Source organism: Candidatus Regiella insecticola LSR1 (assembly GCF_000143625.1).
GTDB classification, from domain to species: domain Bacteria; phylum Pseudomonadota; class Gammaproteobacteria; order Enterobacterales; family Enterobacteriaceae; genus Regiella; species Regiella insecticola.
Window position 1 is genome coordinate 1 of record NZ_GL379638.1, and the last position, 9,779, is coordinate 9,779.

A 9,779-nucleotide genomic window follows, 5' to 3' on the forward strand; every position below is an offset into this window, starting at 1 on the left:
GTCTAATGAACATAGTCCTGATAAAGGGCGTGAAATTCTTATAGAGGAGGGAGGGAAATAATAGAGACGCGGTGGAGAATATGTTCATTCGATTTAAGCAGCGTTTATTTACCAAGAATGCTGTTCCTGCTTACCTTCATAGCTTATATCATGCAAAACGACCGATGGAAGAAATTGCGCAAAGTCTGGTAAAAACTTCGGGGATTGCGCTTAAAGTAAAATTGGCTGAAATTCAGGAGCTGGCAAAAAAATTAAATTTTGCGCTTCGAGCGTTCATAGTTACGTCCTGAGCACTAAACTTAACCTGAGTCACTATTCAGGTGATCTCGCTGCTGATTTATTGGCATATACAAACAGGGTTACCCGTGATGTTATCAAGGCATTTACCGCGCATCACTCCATCTTACGGCATAGCGATATACACACCTTTAACGCCTACTGGAATGGTTTTAGCAAAGAATTACGCCTTGCGCCGATTACCGATCCACTTGCACAATCCATCACTCTCAGCCCTCAAAAGTACCACGCTTGTCATCACGCCCTCCGGCAAGCGCTCACGCCCTATAACATTACGGATCAACTGGCTAAAAATTATCTGAACAATCTGTGCGTTATCCTCGGTGAAGAGCCGGTGGCATGGGGGATGATACAAAACACTATCGCAAATTCTAAGGCGTATTATAAAGATATCAACGTCAGCGCTTTAATGGAGGAGCCTGTTGAAGGTGAAGAAAAATACCGGTTACGATCCGATCCCCTTTGGCTGCAAGTTGAGATAGCTAAACAACTTTCTCTTTTGCCATCAGAAAGTATCTGGCCAAATAATTTGAGTGAGTTGATAAAAACCGTCACCGAGGATGCTGAGGGCAATAAACTCCAGCGCCTGGTTGATCTATTTTGGCGGGTAACCCCAGAGGGTAACATCAGCCAGCCTGATATCAATTGCCTTGGTAAGATTATCGATCAGGTCAATCCTGCGCAGCTGATGAAAATCATTGCGCAAACCCGCGACCAAGACGCACCACTATTGAGCCAAATTAATCCTCAGAGGCTGCCCGCCGCTAATCTGCAAGATATCCGTACATTTTTCTCAAAATTGGGTGATGAGGGTAGCATTGATTATATAACCACTCATAAGGCGTGGTTCCAAAATCTAGAAACCCATTCGACGCTATTAATACCGATTATCTCCAGGCTAGATGAGGCTAAACTGGCCACTATTTCGGCTGATTTATTGGGTGGGATGAAAGCCAAAGATATCGACAATGTTTTCAAATATTGGGCTGCCAGCAATATTATGCCTAGAGATAATTTATTGAAAATCTTATACCAACAGACACTCAAGATCGATTTTAATGACAGTGTGCCCCTTCTTCGCCGTATTTTTCGTCAGTTTTTGGTATTCGCCATCAAAACAAAAAATCAGCCGATGGTCAAAACATTATCTGAACAGGTTCCTTATGGAGGCCAACGCGGATCCTAACGGGCTAAGTTTGCATGCACACTTTTCTATTTTGCAAGACGCTGTCTTATCACAGGATCCTAAACTGATAGAGGTGTTGCTTGCGCATTATGCGCGAGATGATTCGGCGGATGCACTGATGGAAGCCATACAACAGGGCAATGTTGAGATGGTCGAGCGGTTATCAAAGATAGCCCGTTGCCGTGGCCGCTTCACGTCAATTTATCCGCGTATGCTGTCACTGGCAGAAAATACCAAAAATTCAGCGCAAATCACCGCTCTCTTACGAGAGCAGCAAGATAATTTAATGCAGTTTCAGTTTGATCATGTGATGTTGCCGACAGAGCTAGAGGAAAATGCACGGGTGCCTTTAAAGCCGATAGGCTCGTCATACAGAGCCATCCTCTATTCTCTCAATCAATTACATCACACATCAGGGATGGAACTGATTAAAAACGCCTTTATTTTAAAACTCCAGATACAGGCTTATAACGATGAAAAACGCCGAGATACACGGCGTGAAGAGACTTTATTAATATTGGATCAGCAAATTAACCAGGCGCTGTTTCCCCCTGCTATGACGCCTTACATTACAGACATCATCAAAATAGCTCAAACACGGCTTCCATTAGCCGTTGAGCTGTATCAAATGGTATTTAACTCAGCCCCCGCTTTTCAATCGACGTTAATGCATTTTATGATTAATGCCGTGAAAGAAAATGCTGAAGTGCGTTTAGTCGATGTAAAGAAAATTTATCACCGAATTTATCAGACCAACACAGATAATTGGGATAGAAACTATACTCGCGATGCCCGAGAACAACTGAACAAACGACTATTACTAAAACTTGCTAATAAATCCCCTTTATCGCTGAATTTTAACGGCCAGCCTAAATCGATGATAAAACAGGAAGTCGAGCACCAATTGGCGGTGCTATTCGAAAAAGGGCATCAAGGCATGCTACTGAGTTATGGCAGTACGGTTCAATATCAAAACACGCTCAATTTTATAACAAAGTATATACATGAACTCAAAGGGAGAGGGATCACCACGCTTTGTCTACCGCTAAGCACAAGAATAAAGGCGCTAATCGATATGTATCTGCAAAGAAGATCGGAGTCAACAATTTTTTCTTTGGATCGTTCTTTGCGAAAATTATGCATTACCGCGCGTGAAAATGACATAAAAATTATTGCACTGGCTCCCCCAGGTAAGCCACAAAATATTGTGCAACAAGGGATGGCCGACAATAAGGTGCTAATGAAACTAACCGAGCTGTCAGCGCGATTACTTCCTACTGAGAAATTTCTGGCGATTTATCAACAGCAGAGCCTACTCTCTAAACCGTTAGGCAGCCGTTTCTTACCTGGTATCGCTCCTCTTCTGGGGCTACCTGCGCTGACGGTGTTATCAAAAGAAGAATACAGAATACGCTTTGGACTGCCTCAGCCAGAATCGACAGAAAAAATCAATTGATTGCTCTCGAGGATATCCCTTATCGCCAGAAAAGAGAGCTAAGTGCGTCTCACTTAAGCCCCGCGAAGATGTTTGATGCGAGCGAATGGGAAAAAATACCGCTAAAATCGGCTCGCGCCACGCTTTCTTCACCGTTGAACAGCAAAATTATTTTAGTATTGGAAAACGATCTTACCGCTAAGGAGGCAGGAGAGAAGTTATTCAATAAAGATCCTGACAACAGAGCCTTATTTTATTTAAGTGCTGAAGGGGATTTTCGGTTGGTAAAGGGGGAAGCTAGTGTGTTAACAAGCCATGTGTCCATACTGGCGGTGGGGCATGGCCGTGGCGGTGAAGGAGAAAGAAATCATCAAACATTAGGCGGTAGCAAGGCATCGGCGCTAGCGACCAGGATCCAGAAATTTATTACCCAGTTGCAAGCGCAATATGTCATCACGCTCACCCCCTACAGTATCAGTCTGGTCGGATGCTCACTGACTGACTATGAAAAACAAACCGGGGGTTATGCCCGACAATTTGCCGAATCACTGGCTGAGCAGGGTACCTACGCGGATATCGGTGCCTACCGGACGAAAGTCCGTGTCAATGAATCAGGCCACCGATTGACAGAGTTAGCAGAAGATAGCTGGCATCAGAACAGCGCGGATGACAAGTTAGTATTGCGTTGGAATAACGAAAAAAAATTAAGTGCCGGCCAACAATCTTGCGTTGCGACTGCAACGTGCAAGAGAGCTCATTGATGAGCTGGCGTCAAATCAGAAATTCTATCTTTCACTAAACACGCAGCAACAGCGTGATCTCAGCCAGGTTTTTCAACGACCTGATGGGGAGATGGATATTGAACGCATGCTATTGACCACACATCATCAAGATCGACGGCAGACATGGAATAAAAATGTACAGCAACTGTTACAACACCCAGAGATACACACTGAGCTGGCTGAAGTTAGCCTACAATCTGCGCTGCGACAGCGCCAACATTGGCATCAGCGCCAACAACAAAGCGCTTTGGCATTTTATCAAACCGGCACCCAGGCAGGCATAACAGAAAATCGAGGGATAAAAATTAGGGCACACTTGGCTTTGCAAGGGCTCTATATCAGCGATAGTGCCTTTAATAACCATACTCTGACGGATTCCACCGCACTTGGCCTCGCGTGGCTTGATGCTTACGTTGTCGGTGAAGAAAACACCTTCTTCTTTCTACCCTGCATACGTTGCTCAATGACTATCTACAAACTCGCGATACCTCAGGGAAAAGCCGTGCGCAACAGTACGCCATGACAGAGCGCAATAATCAATACCAGGTTGAAATTTATCGTGTTAATACTGATCAAACAGGAGAGATGCGCTCAACCTTACAGGCCTTCCAACAATCTCTCAAGGTGATCAGTGAAGCACAGCACATCAAACGCTCACAGAATCAAACATTGTGGCCATCTTCTCGCCGCAGGTTGGATCGTATTAACGCAGGCGCCCACCGTTTAGCCTGCGGGATGCAAGCCATGGGCTACATCATCGGGATCGCGACGATAAAAAAATACACCGATATGCTCAATGACGTAAGGTTAACTCCTGAACAAAAAGAAGAGATTCGATTTGAGCGCAATTTAGCGCTGGTTTCTTTTGGCTACAATGGGATTACCGATCCCCTTCCGCTGGTTCTGAGTAAAGTCTATCCCTCTATTGCGCGCCAGGCATTGGCACGCAGCATGGGTCAGCTGCCTGCTTTCACCCATTGTGCGGAAAAACTGGGTTTTAAGCTTAAATTTGCTGGTGTTAAATTTGGCGGGGCGGGATTGAACCTATTAGGTACCGGTTTTGATATTTATCAGGCCTATCACGCCTTTTCTCAGATCAGCACAGTGACTGATCGTGAAGTTCGGCAAGATCTCATCGTCAGTGGGGTTTTCTCAACAATAGGCGCGATTGTTGGCATCGTCACCAGTATCGCTTTTATGGCCAGTGCGACCGCAGCAGCAGCTGTCGCGCCGCTTGGCGTGGTAATTGGTTTGGGACTCATGCTCGGCAGTGGCATTTATTCCGTTGTACGCCAAATTGAAGCGATAGAAAAATATATTACGTTGGATGGTTATGAAAAGTTAGCAAATGGCTGGAGGGTATTTTGGGGCATGCGCCCGACAGCAGATGTGCAGAGACGCTTGGCATACGAGCGGCAAAAACCGATATTCCTTCAGCATTATAAAGACTATTTATTTGAAAATGCCCGGCGAAAGATGATGAGTAATCAAGATATTGATACTTATATCTACAGTCTGGGTGATTTTGATTTGCAAGCACATCCTTTTTTAAATCTAGTCACTATTGATACTACACCACATGGTATGTTGCCTCGAATAGGACGCAGAATACTAAAATCGGGTCTGCGGCCTGAAGATGTGGAGCCAGAAAAACGAAAATATCACTTAAAACCCGATGAGATATTTGAGGTTGAAAAAACCGATGAATATTACTATACACCGGGTTCAATTAAAGCCGTTGATGACACTTTTAATGCTGCTGAATGGGGAGATGTCATTACGGAAAAAAATCATCTCATTCCTAACGTCGGCGTGACAGGCGATACCTCTCTCAGTATTACCGAACGTCATATAACCAGTGTCCTAGGCTCCAGCGCGTCAACATCGTTCGGATACAAAAATGTGGCTCTGATTGATTTAGGCGATGGTAATGATTGCGGGATCGGGTTCGCCAATAAAAATAATATTTTTCTTGGGGGCACGGGCAAAAAAAACTATACCGGTGGACAGCTACACGACATTTTCTACTTAGGCAATAAACAAAAACATGTCCTTCCTGCACCAAACCTGAGCAGTACCTTCGATGGTAAGGGTTCAGATCAGGACACGCTCATTATTGAAAGCAAACCACCAGGGATCTCCGGTTATAACGTCAATCTGGGTACCGCCAGCATTTTCTATATAGGATCAAATGAGCCGATATTGGCGGCAACCCTCAGAAATATCGAACATATTATCGCTCACGCTGAACTCAACGATACCCTTGTCGGTGATCATCATCATAATCGACTTAATGGAAGGGGAGGCAACGATATCCTCTATGGCAAAGAGGGAAATGATATTTTGACCTTAGCCGCCGGCTTTGCTTACGGTGGAAAAGGAAACGATAGCTACACGATTTTGAAAAATTCACAACCAAAAGACGTCACCATATGGTTGGATGAGAGCAACGGTAACGAAGAAAGCACCCTGTCAGAAGACAGCAATATTATCCTAGATTATGACGTTCAGGATATTGATCCTATCGAACTGAGCCTGAATTCACACAAGATAATATGCCTACTCAAGAATCCCAATGGCAGTAAAACCACCCTTTACTTAAACGACGCTTATACGCTTTCTGCTGATGGCAAAGAGCTGATATTAAAAAATAAATACAGCCTGCTCACCCACGATGGGGTATTACTCGATGCGGATAGCTGGCCGCCAAGCATCAAACAGCAAAATGGCCGCTGGGTGCTTCCGCCTCTGCCAGTACGCTACGTTTCTAGCTATGATCGCAGCGGGGAGGTGCTAAAGAATCCTGACTCCGAACAAAATTTCATTCAACTACAGCAAGAAAGCGGGATCATTACCGTTAATGGCCACCAACGGGTGCTGCCGAAATCGATGCGACTGTTATTAATCGACACTGGTTTTAACGACAGCTTAGAGGGGGATAACACGGATAATATGTTGTACAGCTTTGGCAGGGGCGACCGCTTGAAGGGGAGCGGAGGCAGTGATATCTATCATCTTTATCATGCTCAGCAAACGGATAGAAAAATCGTTATAGACAATGAAGACCCTAGGAAAATGTTGGATTTTTTACAACTTAATTCCGTCACTATTGATAAATTGAACCACATTAGTAAAGAAAATAACGATATTATTTTATCCTCCGCGATACGAGATCCGCGTATCGGGAGTGTAGAAATCCGCATTAAAGATTTTTACCTTCACGATAATTATCGTCATGTTGCCATCTCGGATAAAGAAAGCGATCGCTATTTATTGGATATCGACTCCGAGGATAACCAGGTTTATTTTTATCGTTTACATTTTGATGAAAAACAGGGCAAATTTTATTGCGGGCAAAAACAAGTTAACCCACAAGCGACGACAGGCAATGACATTCTCGCCTTATCCGGTGCCATTACACTCGCCGATAATACGTTCAACGCCTTGGCCGGCAATGATGGAATCATCGACCAAAGTCACGGTGATCGTACGCTACGTGGCGGTGAAGGTAATGATATTTTGCTGGCGGGCTACCAACAAAATGGCGTAAAAACATTCTATGGTGATCAGGGAGACGACCAGCTTTACGGGGGGAGGGAAAACGATAAACTGTTTGGCGGTGCAGGCAAGGACACGCTCAAGGGCAATGGCGGTGATGATGATCTCGACGGGGGCGAAGGAGATGATAGCTACCTGTACCTGCGCGGTGATGGCCGTGATTTTATCACCGACAGCGGCGGTACAGATAAATTGATATTGCTCGGCGAGATAGCGGAAAGCGATGTACAGCTAGAAATAGATGGCCAGGATCTGCGCCTGACAATTACACCTGATCATCTTCACAGTGAAGGCAGTATCTCGTTTTCTGATCAAATCGAGCAAATAAAGGTGGGGCAAACGATTTATAACACCGCTCAACTTATACAGGCCGTATCTGCCTTTCGCCGGAAAGAAGATCAGCCTATTCCATCAGTTTGAATGAATTAATCACTTATCGCCCTGGTCAATGGTTAACAGCACCTCCTATAGCCAAAGCAGTTTAATTTGATTCTCCGCTAAAATTATAAATGAGCTTAAAGAGATTGATTTATTTCCAGCAATATTAATCCTATTTAAAAGGCATAATATATGAATATGTATTTAGAAAAATATATTGATTCTGATGTTGTATCCATTGTCAAGAGTCACCTAAATGAAGATCGTGACAGTAATAAAAATTTAATTAGTAACAGTTGGATTGAAAATAAATATAATTATGCTAAGCAATTAATTAGTCGCAGTAGAATAAAATGTGAATATCGCACTAATAAAATAGTGCGTCAAATTGAAGATCACTATGATGCTGCCAGCCGATTTATTGGACGGAATGAAATTAACTATTATTACCAACACGGCCGATTAATACGTCAAACTGAATCGAGTTATGATGCTAATTATCAACCTACGGGTTACAGTTCTTCCGCTGATTTTGGCAATGGTAAAGATTTTATTAGTATTGCACATCAAGGCTATTCACTCTCAGTAGACATGATCAGCGCCTTTGATACTGAAGCAGAATTTAATTTTACTTCAGCATTAAAGGCTGGCAATGATCACTGTGTTCAGCGTAATATTTTGGCTATACTCAATGCTTATTGATTGACGGTAATAGGTTAATCTTTAAAAATAGGATGCGTTATTTTCTTGTTCAACATAGGGAATGTTATGGTATGGATATATTTTTTGCCCGCAATGATGATACTAAATTTCGATTAGTGGTTCGGCAAGATGTGAATGAAGAACATGATGATACTGATCAACTAATCAGTAATAATTGGCTGGAAAAAGAATACGATGCGCAAGGAATACTCATCATTCAAAGTAAAATAAAATGTGAATATGAACATAACAAATTAATTCATCAGATTAAATATCAACATAGTCCCCGTGGTGAATTAATGGGGCATACTGAAACCTTTCTTGAATATGATTCAACGCAAAAATTGACCTATAAAAAAGAAATGATATTCAATGCGGAAAGTCAGATAATCGGTAAAAATGAATTTTACTATAATGAACTTGGTCAGATAAATTTCAGCAAAAAATTTGAATATACTGTGGGTATGTACAGCGCGGGTAAAAAAGCCGTTTTTAAAAGCAATAGTAAGTTTAGTTACGATATTGATCACCACGTATTAGAGGAAGAAACCAGCAGCTATTCTAATGGCCGGTTAGTTGAGATGTATAACATTGAATATTATGCTAATAAAATAGTCAGTAAAAATATTAGAATTTTTAACTATCAAGGGCAGCTGTTGAGTAACAGTCTATATAAATACAACGATAAAGGTAAATTAGTTGAAGGCATTGAATTTGAATATGATAAGGATAATAACGTTGTTGGAAAATGTAGAATGTACTATGGCAGTGATAATAATATCGCCCGAAAAAAAATGTTTAAATACAATAGCGATAACCGTGTAATAGACGCCGGAGAATTTTGCTATGATGAAAAAGCACGGTTAACTTGTTACAAAAAATCTAAATACGATGATAGTAAAATTGTCGGCAGTAGCCATGATGATTATGATACAGCTGGCCTGCTGAAACAGGCGAGTCTATCTAAATATGCTGATCGACAATACATCGGATACGATGAATCCTTTTATAAATATGACAGTGATGGTCATGTGGTTAAGGTAAGCACGTGCAGGTATGATGCGAATGGAAAATTTACCGATCGCAGTGAGATTAAATACCAATATCATGATGGTAAAACGGTGCTCCAAACTGAACAGCGTTATGATGCGAATAACCGTCTTCTCAAAAGTAGTGAATCAGATTTCGGGGATGGTGCGGCATTTACTTCCGGCGATCTTAGAACTGACGCTACCCTTGCCAATAAAAAATTAACACAAGAGATCCATAGTTGGGTTAATGTCAGCAAACAGGCTGTCTCGAGCAGCGCTCCTAATCCAGCCAGGCCACTTTTACACAGTATTGTTCAAGGATATACTGGCCAACATCGCTGACGAATTACCCCTTCATATAGCCGAATCATTAGACCTCTTTGGAAACCGCAGTGAGTGATGCGAAGTCA

8 protein-coding genes are annotated in these 9,779 nt (G+C 42.6%); all 8 read left to right on the forward strand.

Annotated elements, in window-relative coordinates:
- Positions 1-71: 71 nt before the first annotated feature.
- The 8 genes from REG_RS08510 to REG_RS08545 all read left to right on the forward strand — a co-directional run bounded on the left by REG_RS08510 (position 72) and on the right by REG_RS08545 (position 9,711).
- Positions 72-290, forward strand: a complete 219-nt coding sequence (locus tag REG_RS08510; RefSeq protein ID WP_141553664.1) for a hypothetical protein — start codon at positions 72-74, stop codon at positions 288-290.
- A gap of 50 nt (positions 291-340) precedes the next feature.
- The gene (locus REG_RS13475) at positions 341-1,483 is read left to right on the forward strand and encodes a hypothetical protein (RefSeq protein ID WP_006705264.1); all 1,143 of its coding nucleotides are present in this window, start codon (positions 341-343) and stop codon (positions 1,481-1,483) included.
- On the forward strand, positions 1,461-2,939 hold the full coding sequence (locus REG_RS08520; RefSeq protein WP_006705265.1) for a membrane-targeted effector domain-containing toxin: 1,479 nt from the start codon (positions 1,461-1,463) through the stop codon (positions 2,937-2,939). The genes REG_RS13475 and REG_RS08520 overlap by 23 nt, the downstream gene beginning before the upstream one ends.
- Before the next feature lie 68 nt (positions 2,940-3,007).
- Complete coding sequence (locus tag REG_RS08525) at positions 3,008-3,679, forward strand: C80 family cysteine peptidase (protein ID WP_039908280.1); 672 nt, start codon at positions 3,008-3,010, stop codon at positions 3,677-3,679.
- Positions 3,627-4,223, forward strand: a complete 597-nt coding sequence (locus REG_RS08530; RefSeq protein WP_006705267.1) for a hypothetical protein — start codon at positions 3,627-3,629, stop codon at positions 4,221-4,223. The genes REG_RS08525 and REG_RS08530 overlap by 53 nt, the downstream gene beginning before the upstream one ends.
- The gene (locus tag REG_RS08535; protein ID WP_176603501.1) at positions 4,157-7,678 is read left to right on the forward strand and encodes a calcium-binding protein; all 3,522 of its coding nucleotides are present in this window, start codon (positions 4,157-4,159) and stop codon (positions 7,676-7,678) included. The genes REG_RS08530 and REG_RS08535 overlap by 67 nt, the downstream gene beginning before the upstream one ends.
- A 150-nt stretch (positions 7,679-7,828) precedes the next feature.
- Positions 7,829-8,338 carry a hypothetical protein gene (locus REG_RS08540; RefSeq protein WP_006705269.1) on the forward strand — a complete coding sequence of 170 codons (510 nt, stop codon included), beginning with the start codon at positions 7,829-7,831 and terminating at the stop codon, positions 8,336-8,338.
- Positions 8,339-8,409: 71 nt separating this feature from the next.
- On the forward strand, positions 8,410-9,711 hold the full coding sequence (locus tag REG_RS08545) for a hypothetical protein (RefSeq protein ID WP_141553666.1): 1,302 nt from the start codon (positions 8,410-8,412) through the stop codon (positions 9,709-9,711).
- Positions 9,712-9,779 lie beyond the last annotated feature (68 nt).